Origin of the sequence: Sporosarcina sp. NPDC096371, assembly GCF_044762865.1 — a bacterium.
Taxonomy (GTDB): domain Bacteria; phylum Bacillota; class Bacilli; order Bacillales_A; family Planococcaceae; genus Sporosarcina.
Genome location: NZ_JBIWFE010000003.1, coordinates 454,189 through 472,442 on the forward strand (window position 1 = coordinate 454,189; position 18,254 = coordinate 472,442).

20 protein-coding genes are annotated in these 18,254 nt (G+C 41.6%); 16 read left to right on the forward strand and 4 right to left on the reverse strand.

The window, feature by feature from the left end:
- Positions 1-126 precede the first annotated feature (126 nt).
- The 7 genes from polA to dnaI all read left to right on the forward strand — a co-directional run bounded on the left by polA (position 127) and on the right by dnaI (position 8,529).
- A complete protein-coding gene (polA, locus tag ACIQ0H_RS10870; protein WP_403414205.1) occupies positions 127-2,751 on the forward strand; it encodes a DNA polymerase I in 2,625 nt (874 codons plus the stop codon).
- 9 nt (positions 2,752-2,760) lie between these two features.
- Positions 2,761-3,633, forward strand: coding sequence for a bifunctional DNA-formamidopyrimidine glycosylase/DNA-(apurinic or apyrimidinic site) lyase (gene mutM / locus ACIQ0H_RS10875; protein WP_403414208.1), 873 nt, complete (start codon positions 2,761-2,763; stop codon positions 3,631-3,633).
- A 12-nt stretch (positions 3,634-3,645) separates the two neighbouring features.
- Positions 3,646-4,242, forward strand: coding sequence for a dephospho-CoA kinase (gene coaE / locus ACIQ0H_RS10880; protein WP_403414211.1), 597 nt, complete (start codon positions 3,646-3,648; stop codon positions 4,240-4,242).
- A gap of 127 nt (positions 4,243-4,369) precedes the next feature.
- Positions 4,370-5,392, forward strand: a complete 1,023-nt coding sequence (locus ACIQ0H_RS10885; RefSeq protein ID WP_403414213.1) for a glyceraldehyde-3-phosphate dehydrogenase — start codon at positions 4,370-4,372, stop codon at positions 5,390-5,392.
- Positions 5,393-5,729: 337 nt separating this feature from the next.
- Positions 5,730-6,191: a transcriptional regulator NrdR gene (gene nrdR / locus ACIQ0H_RS10890; protein ID WP_403414216.1), complete on the forward strand. Its 462-nt coding sequence runs from the start codon at positions 5,730-5,732 to the stop codon at positions 6,189-6,191.
- 33 nt (positions 6,192-6,224) lie between these two features.
- On the forward strand, positions 6,225-7,583 hold the full coding sequence (locus ACIQ0H_RS10895; RefSeq protein ID WP_403414219.1) for a replication initiation and membrane attachment family protein: 1,359 nt from the start codon (positions 6,225-6,227) through the stop codon (positions 7,581-7,583).
- Between the two features lies 1 nt (position 7,584).
- On the forward strand, positions 7,585-8,529 hold the full coding sequence (dnaI, locus tag ACIQ0H_RS10900; protein WP_403414221.1) for a primosomal protein DnaI: 945 nt from the start codon (positions 7,585-7,587) through the stop codon (positions 8,527-8,529).
- A 76-nt stretch (positions 8,530-8,605) separates the two neighbouring features.
- Here dnaI and ACIQ0H_RS10905 read toward each other — a convergent pair whose 3' ends face one another.
- Positions 8,606-8,821, reverse strand: a complete 216-nt coding sequence (locus ACIQ0H_RS10905; protein WP_403414223.1) for a hypothetical protein — start codon at positions 8,819-8,821, stop codon at positions 8,606-8,608.
- A gap of 151 nt (positions 8,822-8,972) precedes the next feature.
- A complete protein-coding gene (locus tag ACIQ0H_RS10910; RefSeq protein WP_403414225.1) occupies positions 8,973-9,938 on the reverse strand; it encodes a polysaccharide deacetylase family protein in 966 nt (321 codons plus the stop codon).
- Positions 9,939-10,447: 509 nt separating this feature from the next.
- Between ACIQ0H_RS10910 and thrS the strand changes: the two genes are divergently transcribed.
- Positions 10,448-12,382 carry a threonine--tRNA ligase gene (gene thrS, locus ACIQ0H_RS10915; protein ID WP_403414228.1) on the forward strand — a complete coding sequence of 645 codons (1,935 nt, stop codon included), beginning with the start codon at positions 10,448-10,450 and terminating at the stop codon, positions 12,380-12,382.
- A gap of 79 nt (positions 12,383-12,461) precedes the next feature.
- Here the strand turns inward: thrS and ACIQ0H_RS10920 are convergent, their stop codons facing one another.
- The gene (locus ACIQ0H_RS10920) at positions 12,462-12,656 is read right to left on the reverse strand and encodes a hypothetical protein (RefSeq protein ID WP_403414231.1); all 195 of its coding nucleotides are present in this window, start codon (positions 12,654-12,656) and stop codon (positions 12,462-12,464) included.
- 145 nt (positions 12,657-12,801) lie between these two features.
- On the opposite strand from ACIQ0H_RS10920, the gene ACIQ0H_RS10925 reads away from it, so the two are divergent.
- From ACIQ0H_RS10925 to ACIQ0H_RS10945, 5 genes are all read left to right on the forward strand, one after another.
- Entirely contained in the window at positions 12,802-13,683 is an 882-nt protein-coding gene (locus tag ACIQ0H_RS10925; RefSeq protein ID WP_403414233.1) for a helix-turn-helix transcriptional regulator, read from the forward strand.
- Positions 13,684-14,068: 385 nt separating this feature from the next.
- Positions 14,069-14,587, forward strand: coding sequence for a translation initiation factor IF-3 (gene infC, locus ACIQ0H_RS10930; RefSeq protein WP_403414534.1), 519 nt, complete (start codon positions 14,069-14,071; stop codon positions 14,585-14,587).
- Between the two features lie 27 nt (positions 14,588-14,614).
- Complete coding sequence (gene rpmI / locus ACIQ0H_RS10935; protein WP_203246687.1) at positions 14,615-14,815, forward strand: 50S ribosomal protein L35; 201 nt, start codon at positions 14,615-14,617, stop codon at positions 14,813-14,815.
- A 41-nt stretch (positions 14,816-14,856) separates the two neighbouring features.
- Positions 14,857-15,216, forward strand: a complete 360-nt coding sequence (gene rplT / locus ACIQ0H_RS10940; RefSeq protein WP_318614266.1) for a 50S ribosomal protein L20 — start codon at positions 14,857-14,859, stop codon at positions 15,214-15,216.
- A 186-nt stretch (positions 15,217-15,402) separates the two neighbouring features.
- Positions 15,403-15,693 (forward strand): DUF1294 domain-containing protein, encoded by a 291-nt coding sequence (locus ACIQ0H_RS10945; RefSeq protein ID WP_403414238.1) that lies wholly within the window; start codon positions 15,403-15,405, stop codon positions 15,691-15,693.
- A gap of 115 nt (positions 15,694-15,808) precedes the next feature.
- Here the strand turns inward: ACIQ0H_RS10945 and ACIQ0H_RS10950 are convergent, their stop codons facing one another.
- On the reverse strand, positions 15,809-16,189 hold the full coding sequence (locus ACIQ0H_RS10950) for a sigma-w pathway protein ysdB (RefSeq protein WP_403414241.1): 381 nt from the start codon (positions 16,187-16,189) through the stop codon (positions 15,809-15,811).
- A gap of 94 nt (positions 16,190-16,283) precedes the next feature.
- Here ACIQ0H_RS10950 and ACIQ0H_RS10955 point away from each other — a divergent pair, with 94 nt between their 5' ends.
- The 3 genes from ACIQ0H_RS10955 to ACIQ0H_RS10965 all read left to right on the forward strand — a co-directional run bounded on the left by ACIQ0H_RS10955 (position 16,284) and on the right by ACIQ0H_RS10965 (position 18,230).
- A complete protein-coding gene (locus ACIQ0H_RS10955; protein ID WP_403414243.1) occupies positions 16,284-16,769 on the forward strand; it encodes a dUTP diphosphatase in 486 nt (161 codons plus the stop codon).
- Positions 16,770-16,863: 94 nt separating this feature from the next.
- The gene (locus ACIQ0H_RS10960; RefSeq protein WP_403414246.1) at positions 16,864-17,358 is read left to right on the forward strand and encodes a helix-turn-helix domain-containing protein; all 495 of its coding nucleotides are present in this window, start codon (positions 16,864-16,866) and stop codon (positions 17,356-17,358) included.
- The gene (locus ACIQ0H_RS10965; protein ID WP_403414249.1) at positions 17,358-18,230 is read left to right on the forward strand and encodes a metallophosphoesterase; all 873 of its coding nucleotides are present in this window, start codon (positions 17,358-17,360) and stop codon (positions 18,228-18,230) included. Before ACIQ0H_RS10960 ends, ACIQ0H_RS10965 begins: the two co-directional genes overlap by 1 nt.
- Positions 18,231-18,254 lie beyond the last annotated feature (24 nt).

Sequence of the window (18,254 nt, forward strand, 5' to 3'; positions counted from 1 at the left end):
AAGATGAGTGAAGATGACGTTTTTTTATGAAGTCAAAAGGAATAAGTGCGGAGATGATCTTTTCAGGGCAATAATGGCTCTGCTTTCAATCGCTGGATTTATTTAACGAATAGGAGTGGAACATACGTGACGACAAAGAAAATTGTACTACTTGACGGCAACAGTTTGGCCTATCGCGCCTTTTTCGCGTTGCCTTTATTAACAAATGACAACGGTATCCATACGAACGCAGTATATGGCTTCACGATGATGCTACAAAATATTCTTGCCGACGAAAAGCCGACCCATATACTTGTGGCATGGGATGCGGGGAAAACAACATTTAGGCATGCGACATACGGAGAATATAAGGGGGGGCGTCAGAAGACACCACCAGAATTATCCGAGCAATTCCCTTATTTACGCAAGCTGCTAGACGCTTATCAAATTCCTCAATATGAGTTGGATCAGTATGAGGCGGATGATATTATTGGCACGCTCAGTAAAACGGGCGATGCTGACCAAGCAGAAGTCGTAGTCATCTCAGGGGATAAGGACTTGACGCAACTAGCAAGCGGTCGTACGACAGTGTACATCACCCGTAAAGGGATGACGGATATTGAGAAATATACACCGGAACATATCAGGGAGAAATACGGCATTGAGCCCCATCAGATTATTGATATGAAAGGTTTGATGGGCGATGCATCTGACAATATTCCTGGGGTTCCTGGTGTAGGTGAGAAAACAGCCCTAAAATTATTAGTTGAATACGGGTCGATTGAAAATGTCTATCAATCACTCGGTAAAATTACTGCTAAAAAACTGAATGAGAATTTGACCAACAATGAAGCACAGGCGTTCATGAGTAAGGAACTTGCAACGATTGAAGTCGATGCGCCTATTACAGTTACGATAGATGATTTGGCGTATAGCGGACCAGATATGGATGAAGTGGCTGCCATCTACCAAGAGCTGAAGTTCAAAACGTTGTTAGAAAAGATTGCCCCTCAACAGGCTGAAGAACCACAGGCCGACATTGAAGTTACAATTGCAACCGACTTAACGGAAGCAGATTTTAAGGATGAAATGGTCATCCATATTGAAATGATGGATGAAAATTATTTAACGGCCGATATTCTTGGGATTAGCTTGGCAGATGAAACACGTACGCTATTCATTCCATTAGCGGTTGCGAGTGAATCTAGTGCATTCAAAACATGGTTACAAGATCCTACTAAAAAGAAATTTGCGTCTGATTCAAAAGCGGCCATTGCATCACTTGCCCGTGAAGGGTTGGAAGCGCGTGGATTTGAATTCGATTTCTTACTAGCTACGTATATTGTTAATCCTTCGACATCTTATACGGATGTCGCGTCGATTGCACGGGAGTTTGGCAATACGGAAGTTCAGCAAGATGAAGTCATCTACGGTAAAGGTGCCAAGAAATCAGTGCCTGATGAACAAGTAATCGCGCAACATGCTAGCCGGAAAGCGCAAGCCATTTGGCATCTACGTCCGGTTATTGAAGAAAAGTTGAAAGAAAATGACCAATATCAGTTGTATAACGAGCTTGAATTACCACTTGCGAAGATTCTAAGTAAAATGGAATCGACAGGCGTTAAGACGGATTTAGGGATATTGCAAGAAATCGGCGTTGATCTGACCGCTAAATTGGCTGAGCTTGAAGCGGCTATTTACGAAGCTGCGGGTGATAAATTCAACATTAATTCACCTAAACAACTTGGGGTTATACTGTTTGAAAAAATAGGGCTTACACCAATCAAAAAGACTAAAACAGGTTATTCAACGGCGGCTGATGTACTTGAAAAGCTTGAAAGTGAGCATGAAATTATTGGTCTCATTTTAACGTATCGTCAGCTTGGAAAATTGAATTCCACTTATATAGAAGGATTATCGAAAGAAATTCATGAGGACGGAAAAATTCATACACGCTTCCAACAGGCATTGACGACGACGGGACGCCTTAGTTCGATTAACCCTAATTTGCAGAACATCCCTGTCCGTCTAGAGGAAGGAAGAAAAATCCGTGCAGCATTCGTCCCATCCGAGCCAGGTTGGTACTTATTTGCGGCCGATTACTCTCAAATTGAGTTGCGTGTGCTTGCGCATATGTCGCAGGATGAAAAAATGATAGAAGCATTCCGTGGGGATGCAGATATTCATACAAAGACGGCAATGGACGTGTTTGGTGTCGACAAAGAGTCGGTAACATCTGATATGCGCCGTGCTGCAAAAGCGGTCAACTTCGGTATTGTCTACGGCATTAGTGATTATGGACTGTCGCAAAACTTAGACATTACACGGAAAGATGCTGCACGTTTTATTGACACTTATCTCAATAGTTTTCCGGGCGTGAAACAGTATATGGCTGACATTGTCGCGGATGCGAAACAAAAAGGTTATGTGACAACACTTATGAATCGCCGTCGCTATTTGCCGGAAATTACGAGTTCAAATTTCAATTTGCGTAGTTTTGCAGAAAGAACGGCTATGAATACACCGATCCAAGGAAGCGCCGCTGATATCATTAAGAAAGCAATGATTGATATGGCGGATAGGTTAGAGAAGGAAGGCATGCAGACACGTATGCTGCTTCAAGTGCATGATGAATTGATCTTTGAAGCACCAGAGGATGAAATTGAAAAACTAAAAGAAATTGTACCAGAAGTGATGGAATCAGCACTTGCTCTCGACGTTCCGTTAAAAGTCGATTGGGCATTTGGATTATCTTGGTACGAAACGAAGTGAGGGAACACTATGCCTGAATTACCAGAGGTAGAAGGGGTTGTCCGTGCACTTGCACCTATCGCAACGGGCAGGACAATCCGTGCGGTAACCGTTTCAGATACAGTGATACAGTCCAAACAATTGGGCAAAGAAGCGGTGCTGAAAGGAATCACAACAGAGGATTTTGTAGTCGATTTGGTTGACATGACAATTGTCGATGTTACGCGCCGAAGTAAATATATTTACTTTCATTTGATAAAAGACGGCAAAACCTGTCTCCTTGTCAGTCATTTAGGGATGACGGGAGCATGGTTTACGGTTAATACGATTGATGAGATTACGGAAATGAAATTTCGTAACCATGTCCATGTCATTTTCACAATGGATGATGGAGGGCTACTCGTTTATTCAGATATACGGCGATTTGGCGAACTGCGGCTCATCGGGTGTGAAGCGGATCATCCGCCATTAATGAGGATGGCACCTGAGCCGTTTGCAAAGGAAGCGTATCAACATTTCATAGATATGGCTGCCACGCCGAAATATGCCCGTAGAGCGATTAAGGAAGTAATCATGGATGGGCAAGTGATTTCGGGCTGCGGCAATATTTATGCGACGGAAGCGTTGTTTAAGATGCATATGGATCCCACGAGAACAGCCGAGCGGGTTAGTTTGGTGAGAAAAAAAGAATTATTCCGAGTGATTGTCGATATATTGCAGGAAAGCATTGATGCGGGCGGTAGCTCCATTTCAGATTACCGCAATATTAATGGACAGGCGGGGACTATGCAAGACCGTCTGAAGATGTATGGTCGGAAAGTATGCTTTACATGTGGTACCGAAACAGCGAGTGTGAAAATTGCTGGCAGGACATCGGTGTATTGTCCGGCTTGCCAAAAGTAAGGAGGATGTGGCATGATAATCGGTTTGACAGGCAGTATTGCTAGTGGAAAAAGCACTGTGTCCGCCATGTTGAAAAGAAAAGGATTTCCGATTGTTGATGCAGACGAAATTGCCCGGCTTGTGGTTGAGCCGGGTAGTTCCGTTCTGCTCGATATCAGTCAGCAGTTTGGCGAGGAAATGATAAAAGAGGATGGGACGCTCAATCGGGAAAAACTCGGCGCGCGCATTTTTGGTGACGTGGATGAGCGGCAAAAATTGAATGGCATTATCCACCCTGCTATTCGCCAAGAGATGTTGCGACAAAAAGACGAGTGGCTGTCTCAAGGAGCAAATACGGTCATTATGGATATCCCGCTGTTGTTTGAAAGTAAGTTACAATCATTTGTTGATAAAATTATTGTGGTGTCCGTTTCACCAGAAGTTCAAAAAGAACGGTTAATTGCGCGCAATGTGTTATCGCAAGAAGAAGCGAGTGCACGAATTCGTTCTCAACTGCCCATGGAGACCAAGGAACAGGGGGCGGATGCGGTGTTATCTAACAATGGAACTGAAAAAGAGACGGAGAAGCAACTAGAATCAGTCCTATTAGAATGGCATATTAGACCGTGATTTGTATTCTGAAAAATGAAACATTGTTAATGTACTCACAAACTCGTTGCATTTGAATAAAATGTGTTATACTAATTAACGGATAGCAACTAAAAGTATAACATACATGCAGGAGGACTGGTTTTTTATGACTACTTCTATAGCGATTAACGGGTTTGGACGGATTGGACGGATGGTTTTCCGCCAAATGATCACAGAGGAAGATGTTACAATCGTAGCGGTGAATGCGATGTATCCACCAGAAACTCTTGCCCATCTACTAAAGTACGATACGAATCACGGTACATTTGATGGTGAAATTGAGACAGAAGAAAATGCACTCGTTGTCAACGGAAAACGTGTGACAATTGTTTCAGATCGCGATCCACTTAATCTTCCTTGGGAAGAGCTTGGTGTTGATATTGTGATTGAAGCGACGGGTAAATTTAATTCGCGCGACAAAGCTGCACTTCATCTAGAAGCGGGTGCGAAAAAAGTTATCATCTCTGCACCAGGTACTAACGAAGACGTAACAATCGTTTTGGGCGTTAACGACGATAAGCTTGATATTGATAAGCATGACATTATTTCAAATGCAAGCTGTACAACCAATTGTCTAGCTCCTGTAGCCAAAGTTTTGAATGATACCTTCGGAATCGAAAATGGTTTGATGACAACTGTACATGCTTATACGAATGACCAGAAAAACTTAGATAATCCACATAAGGATCTTCGTCGTGCACGTGCATGTGCGCAGTCGATTATTCCTACTTCAACAGGGGCGGCGAAAGCATTGTCATTAGTTCTCCCTGAACTTGAAGGAAAAATACATGGTTTGGCATTACGTGTGCCAACACCGAACGTTTCCCTTGTCGATCTTGTTGTCGACGTGAAGAAAGATGTTACTCTTGAGATGGTAAATGATGCATTTAAGCAAGCGTCTGAAGGGGCAATGGCAGGCATCCTCCGTTTTACGACAGAGCCGCTTGTATCCATTGATTTCAATACGACTACGGACTCCGCAATCATTGATGGTCTTTCAACAATCGTCATGGGTGACCGTAAAATAAAAGTACTAGCTTGGTATGACAATGAGTGGGGTTACTCAGCACGCGTTGTCGATTTAACAAAGAAAGTTGCACAAGCATTGAAAACAGTCGTCAAGGCTTAATGTTATGTAATGCCATAGATTTGTATAAAGAATCCTCCATCTTACGAAGATGTGGGGATTTTTTTACCTTTACGCTGTTTTTCGATGTTTTTCGCGATGTTCTGTTATAATTAACTTAACTCAGCAGAAATTCGCTACATTTATAAGGGGCAGGATAATGCTGAAATGCATATAAAGTTGGTAGGGTTCTAAATCCCTGCTGATTCAAGTTAAGCCTCCGGCGGATGTCACAAATTTTGAAGGGAATTAATTGCGCAAGTGCAATTCAAAATTTGGACGCAATTACGCCGAGGCGTAATTGATTAAATATATCTATGGAAAAGCGGAGGATGCAATTATGAAATGTCCAGCTTGCCAGTATAATGGCACCCGAGTCATCGATTCCAGGCCAGCTGAAGAGAATCGATCTATTCGGCGCCGCAGGGAATGTGAGCAATGTGCGTTTCGATTTACAACATTTGAAAAGGTGGAGGAAACACCACTAATTGTTGTTAAGAAAGATAGCACACGGGAAGAATATAGCGGAGAAAAAGTATTAAGAGGCTTGATTCGTGCGTGTGAAAAACGCCCTGTATCCCTTGAGGATTTGAAAAACATCGTCTATTCAATAGAAAAAGAATTAAGAAGCGCAGGTATTGTGGAGATTAATTCTGACGAGGTTGGGGAAATGGTTATGAAATTGCTAGCGGATGTCGATGAAGTTGCGTATGTGCGGTTTGCATCGGTCTATCGTGAATATAAAGATGTGACGGTTTTTATTGAAGAGCTACAAAATCTGCAGAAACGTGCTAGAAAATAACACTTAAAAGTTAGCAAGGAAGGAGGCGTTCGGATGGCACCTCTCTATAAAGAACTACAGCCTATTGATGCATACACCATCCAGCTGTCGCATCCGTTTTCGGATTATGACCGCCAATTGCTAACGTTGTTCTATCAGCCGCTTATCGGTCGGGATGCGATGAGCCTGTTTATGACGCTTTGGGCGGATGTGGAGCAGCCAGATAAACTTGTCTACAATCATTACCATCTCATGAACATTTTGACGATGCCATTAGGGCTTGTATTTGAGGCGCGGATTTCCCTGGAAGCTATTGGGTTATTGCGTACCTCGAGAAAGAAAAATGGCGATGCAAGAGAGTTTATATATGAATTACTACCGCCACTTGATGCGAAAGCTTTTTTTGCAGACCCATTACTTTCGACATTTTTGTTTAGTAAAATAGGGGAGCAGGCCTATCGTAATTTACGTGCGCGATTTTTACTGGATGCGAGTCGTGAGAAAGACTTTGAGGATGTGTCTAGAACATTTCTGGACGTTTACACACCTATTCAGCAGGGATTTGGCGTGGACATGGGTGAAGTTAGTGATTTTAAAGGACGCAACGAACCGACTGGCGTTCCATTTGTGCAGCCGGATTTTGATTTTGATCTTTTGCGCTCGGGTTTATCTGAGCAAATGGTACCCCAATCCGCATTGTCTAGCGTTTCAAAGGCAATGATTGCAAAATTAGCATTCCTTTATTCATTGAATCCGCTCGATATGCAAAAAGTGGTGATGATGGCACTTGATGAGGATCTTAAATTGCCAGAAGAAAGATTGCGGAAAGCAGCTGCGGAATTTTATAAAATGAATGTGACAAAAGAGCCTCCTGTCTTACAGAAAGTCTTTGTACAAGAGGCGCCTAAACCGCAGACAGAATTGAAAACGCGGGATGATGAACAGGCGCATTATCTCGAAAATACAGCACCGATTGACATGCTACGTGACCTGAGCGGCAAGGAGCCGCTATCGGTTGATGTTCAACTTGCCGAAAGGCTGATTAATACCCACGGTTTGTCTGTTGGTGTAGTCAATACCCTCCTGCAATTCGTTTATCTCCGTAATGATGGGAAATTGACAAACAAGTATGTGGAACGTATTGCCTCTCACTGGATGAACAAAAAAGTGGAGACTGCGGAAGCGGCGATGGAAATGGCGCGACAAGAGCATGATAAGTATACGAAATGGAAAAATGAAGGCCAAAAACCGACGCCGCAAAGAAAACCAACACGTTCGGAAAAAGTGCCGGACTGGTTCTATAAAAAAGAAGTAGCGCAGGACAATAAAGAGAAGAAGCAATCGGCAGCTGTCGATGAAGAGCGTCGCCAATTATTGAAGGAATTGGGCGTAACAGGAGACGGGGTGGAGTGAAATGGAACGAATCGGTGATGCGATGAAGCGTGTTGTGAAAGCACCGGCATTTGCTGCGCGTTATCAAGAATTGCGCGATGAAGTGATGGAAAATTCGGGTGTGCAGCAATTTCTAGCAGATCATGCTGATGAAGTTGACAAAGATGTCGTAGACCGTAGTTTGACGAAACTATATCATTATGCAACAGCTTCGCATGATTGTGGCAAATGTTCTGACCTTGACAATTGTGTTAATACGCTAAAAGGTTTTGAACCGAAATTATTTCTTACGCGCGGTCTAATCGATGTCGAGTATATAAAATGCAAAAGTAAGCTGGTGGATGAAGAGAACCGCAATGTATCCAAAATGATTGACAGTCTATACATGCCGAAGGATGTAATGGAGGCAAGACTGCAAAATATTGATATGTTTTTTGACGATAGTCGGGTAAGGATTGTGCGTGTGGCTAAAGATTTTCTGAACACTATTGATGAAACAGGTAAGCTTCCAGAGCGAGGAATGTACATTTACGGTCCTTTTGGTATTGGTAAGTCCTTCATCCTGGGTGCTTTGGCAAATGAATTAGCTAGCCGTCGGATTCGAACGGTTGCGGTTTATGTTCCGGAGTTTTTGCGTGAAATGAAGCAATCGATTCAGGATCAGTCGCTTAATGAAAAAGTTGAATTTGTCAAAAAAGCGCAAGTGTTAATGCTTGATGATATTGGCGCGGAAACGATGTCTGCTTGGACGCGCGACGAAGTACTCGGTACGATTTTGCAATATAGAATGGCGGAAAAATTACCGACGTTTTTCACATCGAATTTTAGTTTTGAAGAATTAGAACATCATCTATCCTATACGCAACGGGGAGAAAAAGAAGTCGTCAAAGCGGCGCGGATCATGGAGAGAATTCGGATGATTAGTAGTCCATTACGACTTGACGGGGAAAATAGACGCGGGAAATAAAGAATGAAAATGCGCATGACTGACAATGAATTGTCGGTCATGCGCATTTTTTGATTGCTAAAGGAGTAAGGCGATTTTAAAAGTTTTTCGTTCCGGGGTCTAACTCCTTATTGTTGCGTGTTTTAGTGTTGTTATTTTGTTCTTTCAACTGATCGATGTCAAATGCTGTGCCGAACTCCCCGCGCATATCGTTTTTGGATGCGTCTTGATTTTGATAAGGGTCCTGTTTTTTGTCTTGTTTTTGGTTTTGTTTACGATCATTGTTCGGTCTTCTGTCTTTGTTATTAGGCAAGAATAATCACCTCCATGAATATATCATGTGTCTTAAAGCATTATTAATGCTTGGCAATGTTTTCTTTAGAAGTAAACCTAATAAGGTTTTTTAATGCTTTGTAGGTGAGTTTTTACCTTTAGATACTTTACTTTGTTTCTATAGGTGTCAGTTATTTGTTAATCCGTTTTTCACTCATCAAATCACTGACGGTACCTAGTTGATATCCTTTCGCTTGAATACCTTTGATCATCGCATCCAGTCCCTCCGCAGTAGGTTTTGTGGGATGCATAAGAACCATTGAACCATTTCCCACTCCAGTCAGAATACGATTCACCATTTCAGATGTCGCTGGTTTTCTCCAATCAACTGTGTCGACTGTCCAAAGAATGGTTTTCATGCCGAGCTCATTAGCGACTTGAATCGTTTCTTGATTAAAACTGCCGCTTGGTGGGGCAAACCATTCCGGTTTCATGCCTAGAGTTGTTTCAATAACATCATTCGTTTTTTTTAACTCCTCGATAGTCTCCGCCCTAGACCGTTGCTTAAGGTCGGGGTGACTATAAGCGTGGTTCCCGATTTCATGCCCTTCCAGACTAATCATCTTCGCTATATCTGGATTCTTTTTTACCCAACTGCCATCAAAAAAGAATGTAGCTTTGATTTTAGCGTCACTCAGCACTTTTAGGATGCCTGGGATGTACTCATCGCCCCATGCGACATTGATCAATAATGCAACCATAGGTTTTTCAGGATTGCCTTTATAAATAGGGGACGGAGGTAGGTCTTCCAAATGAACTTGCGGTGAGACTTCTTTATAAACCAGTAGATCCGCATCAAAGCCATTGCCAGTCAACATTCTTTGGTAACTTTTTTCGATATCCACTGTGACTCCGTTATAACCCGGTATTGCTTTCCATACTCTATCAACGATTGCATCGATTGGTTTTATATCATTATCTTTTGCATAAGATTGAATCTTTTCTAGTAGATCTACATTTGTTGATGGAGCCATTGTTGTTATGCTATCCAATGGAATAAGTGGCGCATTCATGGTGGATTGGCTTTTCAAACTGCCAAATATTAACATAAACGAACCAACAAATAACAAACATAGCCATGGAATTGTTTTCTTCACGTAATCCTCCTCAATTTAAATTGTCTTTAATACATCATAAATTTCCCTAACCTTTGTTTTTCATACTTTTTTAATTGTTTAATCGTCCGATTTAAGATAAATACGTCTTTTCTTTGGGAAAACCAGATAGGGTGAAAATTATCTTTGAAGAATTGCTTGCTGTTTGACAAAACGGACTTGCATTTAAAACGTAACCGGCGTATACTCGGACATATCATTAATCTAAAATGCAACGAAGAGGACAACAATCGATTTGTCAACCTACAGAGAACGGGGCCATTGGCTGGAAGCCCTGACGGATAGACACTTGATTTACCGCCTTGGAGCAGCGATGGTGAACGTTTTAGTAATCATCGACGGTACCGGCCCGTTAGCCGACGTCAAGCTTCATCTTTTCGGTATAGTTTTATCGAATTGAAGAAACAAGGGTGGAACCACGAGCTAAAGCTTCGTCCCTTTCCAGGGATGGGGCTTTTTTTGATTCCAAAAATTAAGAAGGAGTGTTAAAAATGGCAGATATCATCAAATTACAATTTCCAGACGGCGCAATAAAAGAGTTTCCACAAGGAACTACAACAGAGGATGTTGCCGCATCAATTAGCCCAGGGCTTCGCAAAAGTGCATTGGCAGGTAAAGTGGGAGATAAGCTGATTGACTTGAAATCACCGATCACTGAAGGTGGCGATTTTGCCATCATTACACCGCAATCACCTGAAGCACTTGAGATTTTACGTCACAGTTCAGCGCATCTTCTTGCACAAGCTGTAAAACGTAAGTTCCCAGATGCGAAATTGGGTATCGGACCAGTCATCTCTAGCGGTTTTTATTATGATATTGATTCTCCAACACCAATTACAGCAGAAGACTTACCTGAAATTGAAAAAGAGATGAAACGAATCATAGGTGAAAATGTTGAAGTCATTCGTCATGATGTGTCACGCGAAGAGGCGGAGCGAATTTTTAAAGAAATCGATGATGAGTACAAATTAGAACTGCTGGAAGCTATTCCGGCTGGCGAGCAAGTGTCGCTTTACGAGCAAGGTGATTTTATCGACCTATGCCGTGGCGTTCACGTTCCGTCAACTGGGAAATTAAAAGAATTCAAATTACTAAGTATTGCAGGCGCATATTGGCGCGGCGATTCCAATAATAAAATGCTACAGCGTATTTACGGTACTGCATTCTTCAAGAAAGAAGAGTTAAAAGAGCATCTTCGCCTGTTAGAAGAAGCAAAAGAGCGGGATCACCGTAAAATCGGTAAAGAACTCAATTTGTTCATGAACTCGCAAAAAGTTGGACAAGGTTTACCAATGTGGTTGCCAAAAGGTGCAACCATTCGCCGCGTTATCGAAAGATATATCGTAGATAAAGAACAAAAACTTGGATATGACCATGTGTATACGCCAGTTCTTGGTAGCGTCGAATTGTATAAAACTTCCGGTCACTGGGGTCACTATCAGGACGGCATGTTCCCTGTCATGAGCATGGACAACGAAGACCTTGTGTTGCGTCCGATGAACTGCCCACACCATATGATGATTTACAAAAATGGTATTCATTCTTACCGTAATCTCCCATTACGAATTGCAGAACTAGGAACAATGCACCGTTATGAAATGTCAGGTGCATTATCAGGATTACAACGTGTTCGCGGAATGACTTTGAATGATGCACATATCTTTGTCCGTCCTGATCAAATCAAGGACGAGTTCAAACGCGTTGTGCAACTTGTCATTGACGTGTATAAGGATTTCAAAATTGAAGACTACTCATTCCGCGTATCTTACCGTGATCCAGCAGATACAGAAAAATACTTTGATGACGATGAGATGTGGGGCCATGCACAGTCAATGTTAAAAGAAGTTATGGATGAAATGGGTCTGGATTATGTTGAAGCTGAAGGCGAAGCAGCATTCTACGGACCGAAACTAGACGTTCAAGTTAAAACGGCGATTGGTATGGAAGAAACATTGTCAACTGTACAACTCGACTTCTTACTGCCGGAACGCTTTGATCTGACATATGTCGGAGAAGATGGCAAACAGCATCGTCCAGTTGTTATTCACCGCGGTGTCGTGTCTACAATGGAACGTTTTGTTGCATTCCTAATTGAAGAATACAAAGGTGCATTCCCGACATGGTTGGCACCTGTTCAAATAGAAGTTATTCCGGTTTCACCAGATGCGCATTTTGACTATGCAGATGGTGTACGTGAAAAGCTAGTTGCTGCGGGATTCCGTGTGGATATTGACAGCCGCGAAGAGAAAATCGGTTACAAAATCCGTGAAGCACAAATGCAAAAGGTACCATATATGCTCGTGCTTGGTGATCAAGAAGTTGAATCGGGCGAAGTAAACGTGCGTAAATACGGAGAACAAAAATCCGAAAGTATGCCATTTGACGAGTTCCTTGTCAAATTGAAAGAAGAAGTAGAGATGATCTAAGTTACGAATGAAAACACCTGCTATTGCGAGTTTATCGCAATAGCAGGTGTTTTTTTTTTTTTTTTTTGAGTGAAATGATTTAGCTAGTCTTGTTTCCTTCGCCTATTGTTGTAAGCATGCTAATGATAAATGCAATACTGAATAGAATGACTGAACGAATGTTGATGATAGATGTAAATTCCCCTATGATGAAATATCGAATACTATTGTTGATAACAACAATCATCGTAGCGAATAGAAAACTGCCTACAATGATTTTGATGTAATGAATCATTTAGTCCACTCCTTTTCCTCTACATCAACTTTATCAATTGTCAGTATGCCATTTTTGATTCAAATTGCTTTTTTGAAAAATCGCAATAATAATCAAAACCGTTTTTTAGGAAAGGGTAGAATGATTAAGAGAGGAGGCAGCCAAAATGAAGTATGAAGATACGATTCAAGGTTCTTTAGAATGGATTGAACGAAATTTAAATCGCGCTATTTATCTTGAAGATGTAGCAATCGCTGCGAATTTTTCGAAGTTTCATTTTCACAGAATATTTCAAAGTGCACTCGGTAAAAGTGTAGATGATTATATACGGATGAGGCGCCTAACTATCTCAGCGGTACAGCTGATTCATTCAGATGAACGGATTATTGATATTGCTTTACACGTGCAGTTTAATTCGCAAGAAGCATTTAGCCGTTCGTTTAAAAAGATGTATGGTCTTTCACCAGGGGAATATCGAAAAACGATGAGGATACTGATTGCAAAAAAAGAGGAGGAAGTACAAATGACAACGGCGATAAAAGGATGGTTTTTAAGTGGAAGTCATCCAAATCATTATCAAATGGGCATTGATCATACGATTGTTCATGGTGGAAAGGCTTCTGGTTATTTACAATCCAATACGGTTTTTGATGAAAATGAATTTGCGACGATGATGCAACAATTCAAGGCCGACCAATTTAGAGGGACAAGAATTAAACTATCCTGTTTTGTGAAAAGTGAAGGAGTACGAGGATTTGCCGGGATGTGGATGCGGGTCGATAATCAAGCCGGAGATGTTTTGCAGTTTGATAATATGAGTAATCGCCCGATTGTTGGTACTTCAGATTGGAATTTTTATTCGATTGTCTTAGATATTCCGAAAGAGGGTACAATTATCTCTTTTGGCATGTTACTGCAGGGTGAAGGGAAAGTCTGGATGGATCAATTTTCATTTGATGAAGTGGATGAGCGTGTGTTGACGACGAATTTGGAAGTTGTTCCAGAACTATTGGATGAACCTATTAACTTATCTTTTGAAGATTTTTGAGTTAGGTATACATGTATAATGTTCGTAACACGAGTCCTGTATAGTTCACGGATGTTCATCCAAAATAAAAAAATGATAAATAGATATTTTTTTATATGTTGACACACTTACCGTCTCGTGTTAAAGTGATTAAGGTTAGTAAATAACTGAATACAGTTTGTGGTATAAGAAGAGGCTACCCGCTTCTCACCTGTTCGACGCTTAGACGTTGTTGCCAGGTCAACACATGAGTTACGTACCGTGCATGTTGATGCACGTACACATACGCGGGTAGACAAATCTAATTTGTCTGCTTTTTTTTATTGGATGGACCTGTGGGATCGGCTTTATTGACCGGTATACCCAAACCATGTATTCGCGAGATAATATCCGGAGGTGGATTACTATTAGCAAAGACATGTACGTAAATGAGGGCATTCGTGCCCGCGAGCTGCGAATGATCGACCATAACGGCGAACAGCTCGGAATCAAAACTCGTACCGAGGCACTAGAAATCGCCGCTCGTGCGAATTTGGATCTCGTCCTTGTTGCTCCACAAGCGAAACCCCCAGTAGCTCGTATCATGGACTATGGAAAGTTCAAATTTGAGCAACAGAAAAAGGACCGTGAAGTACGTAAAAATCAGAAGATTATCCTACTCAAAGAAGTTCGGTTAAGCCCGACAATCGATGAGCATGATTTCCAAACGAAATTACGTAACGCGATCAAGTTCCTTGAAAAAGGCGACAAAGTAAAATGCTCTATCCGTTTCCGCGGACGTGCGATTACGCACAAGGAAATCGGTCAGCGCGTCCTTGACCGCTTCGCAGAAGCGTGTAAAGATGTATCTACGGTTGAACAACGACCGAAGATGGAAGGTCGTAGCATGTTCTTAGTGCTTGCACCGACTGCTGAAAAACAGTAACAACGAATGATTTAGGAGGAACAGAACATGCCAAAAATGAAAACTCACCGCGGCTCAGCGAAACGTTTCAAAAAAACCGGTTCTGGTAAATTGAAACGCGGCCGTGCTTACACAAGTCACCTTTTTGCAAACAAATCGACTAAAGCGAAACGCCACCTGCGTAAAGCTTCACTCGTATCTTCAGGAGACTACAAACGTATCCGTGAAATGCTCACATACGTAAAATAATTCAAACCATAATCGGACAGAAAAGCAGGAGGTAATGAACTATGCCACGCGTAAAAGGTGGAACAGTGACGCGCAAGCGTCGTAATCGAGTATTGAAATTAGCAAAAGGTTATTACGGTTCAAAACATAGACTTTATAAGGTAGCAAACCAACAGGTTATGAAATCCCTTAACTATGCATACCGTGACCGTCGTCAAAAGAAACGTGAATTCCGTAAACTTTGGATTACACGTATCAACGCGGCTGCACGTATCAATGGTCTTTCATACAGCACACTTATGCACGGCTTGAAAGTGGCTGGCATTGACGTCAACCGTAAAATGCTTGCAGATCTTGCAGTAACAGACGCACAAGCGTTTGCACAACTTGCAGATGCAGCGAAAAAATCAATCGCAAAATAAGAGTAACACTAGAAGCCGCCACGAGAACCGGAGTTAATCCGGCCTTGTGGCGGCTTTTGATTTTCGGAGAAAGAGTGTTATGTTGATATCTTAGAGTTCCAAGAATAGTTTGTCCATTTTTAAGAATCATAGCACTACGCTGCACGAATCATGTAAAATGGGGATAGAGATAAGGAGGGGACGCAGGTGCAATCAGTTCTGATAAGTTGGCTATTATTTATATCTATCTGGGCATTTGCAGCAATGGGTTATGACAAACGCCAGGCAAAAAGAAAAGGACAAAGGATACCTGAAAAGAATTTATGGCTATTGGCCATTCTTGGTGGAGGCATCGGAGCCTATTTGGGTATGCAACTGTTTCGTCATAAAACGCGACATACATCATTCCGCGTGGGCTTTCTTATGCTAGCAATCGCCTATGGCATCGCTATTCTTTATTTGCTTGGATTACATATACCGGTAATTTCAGAAGCGTAAGAAAAAGCCTGTTTATTGAATTACACCTCTGTGTAATTCGAAGTTTGTGACATCCGCCGAAGGCTAACTTGAATCAGCAGAATACTTTTGCGGATTCAAGTTAAACGGGCATTCGCTAAGATTTCATCAATTGCTCAATCGGATTTTTCCAACTGATATCGGCGTTTGGATAGTTAGATAGAATTTCTGACGTAAGGAAATGGAAATCGTCTTTTGTGAATCCTTGAAGTTTTGCTTCGTCTTTTACCCAGACAAAGATGGATACAATTTCAAACGCGTTCTCAGTCGAGCCCAAGTATTTCTCGCCTTCAAACATTGCACCTTTATAGGTAATGAAAAAGTTTTTTCGTACATTTTTTACATCATCATACAAATAAAATTGCTGTTGTTCATAAGCTTCATCAAGTTTTCGCTTCGGATCTGTCAAATAACGAATCCCACGGTAAAATAAGTAGATGATGAAAGCAATGATGACAAAACGAATCAGCAATGGCATAATAAATTCCCCCTACCTAGCGACGTTTTACTCTCTTATACGGATAGGGATGGAAAAAGGTTTCACTATTTTAAAATTTATCGGAGGTTTTTTTATGGAACTGGTAAAATTATTTTCAATGCAGCGTGAGTTGGATTCATTCATTCAAAATAATCGTGAACAACAGACAGAAGTATTCCAAGAAAAAGGGTTAGCGCTCCTTATCGAGCTCGCAGAATTGGCAAACGAAACGCGTTGTTTCAAATTTTGGAGCACGAAAGGTCCGTCTGATGACGCCATTATTTTGGAAGAATATGTAGACTCCATTCACTTCCTATTGTCGCTTGGTATTGAAAAAGACTTACATACACTGACGAATTGGCCGGTTGGTGAAATTGAAGGAAATCTTACACAATTATTCTTGAAAACAACGGCTGCGATTCATCGCTTTCTCGATGAGTTGACAATGGAGTCTTATAAGCAAGTATGGATTCACTATGGTGCAATTGCGAACAGCTTAGGGTTTACAAATGAGGACATCATCCAGGCGTATATTGCGAAAAATGAGGAAAATTACATTCGACAAAAAACGGGCTATTAAAAAGTTTTATAGAAAAATCAAAAAATTGATTGACAGAATCCTTTTATTAAAAAATAATAGAGATAGAATGTGGATTATTTGAGGAGGCGTAAATATGAATGAATGGAATAAAGAGGACTTTGGTGAACGATTAAAAACATTGCGGGAGCAACGTGGATTATCGATGATGGCGTTTGGTACGGCAATTGGGACGTCAGCAAGCCGCATCAAAGATTGGGAAAAAGGAAAGAATGCCCCATCTGCAGCTTGGATTGCTAAAATTTCGGAACGCTTTAACGTTTCGACTGATGAGCTAATTCTTGGTAATGCGAAAATATCAAAGGCGTTTAAAAGTTCGGGTTCTCCGAATGTTGATTTGCTTTATGATAAGCTGCGAGAAACGATTACGGATGGGACAGGCGCAGAGGGGCAGTCGGATCGCTTAACGGAGCTATACGCTGAATTGGATGCTATTAATAAGGACCAATATAGAAGTGGTAAGGGAAGAAGACGTGCGGAGCGAGAATTACTGTCAATCCTAACAGAATTACCTAAAAAAGAAGTGTTAGAATTATTGGAACTTGCCAAGTTGAAAAAACGCTGGTTGTAATGAAATCGATTTCTTCTACCCCGAAAAAGAACAAGCGGCGTAAGTGGTTGCTTATCGTTGTAATCGCGGGTCTTCTGTGCTTGTTCACGTATCGGGGGAATACAACAGTTGGCGTGACGGAATACGAAATTGTTTCCGATAAAGTTCCTGCTGATTTCAATCTCTACAAAATTGTTCAGTTATCGGACTTGCATGATGCGAAATTCGGAGAAAATTATGTAGAACTTGTCAATAAAGTGAAAATGATTGCACCGGATTCGATTTTCATCACTGGCGATTTCATCGACAGCAACCGTTACAATCTTGAGCAAAGTCTACTTCTTATTGAAGGGCTTCAATGGGGTGTACCAATCTATTATGTCACGGGGAATCATGAAATCGCGACAAATGACACGGAGCGTATCAAGGCCGCACTAACGGATTTAGGGGTTAAGGTCTTATCAGATGAAGCCGAAATAATCCCGTCAATCTCAGACAGTGCAATTGCGATTGGTGGGATTGAGGATCCATTGTCTAGTTATCTGGACGATGATGAAGCGATAAAGGCTTCGATAAATCAGGCATTTGAAAATGTGCCAGATGAACAGTTTAAAATACTATTGTCGCATAGACCGGAACAATTTGAGGAATATGTCAAACAGGGAATTGATGTGACATTCAGTGGTCATGCGCATGGAGGCCAGTTTCGGATTCCAGGACTCGGAGGACTTGTATCGCCGGGACAAGGATGGTTTCCGAAATATACATCGGGGGTCCACAGTGGAGAAGGTAGTCACATGGTCGTCAGTCGTGGACTTGGCAATAGTATCATCCCTGTCAGGCTTTTTAACCAACCAGAGATTGTGGTCGTCACATTAAAAAAGGCAGATTGATAGTGAAAAAACGCAAAGAGCATT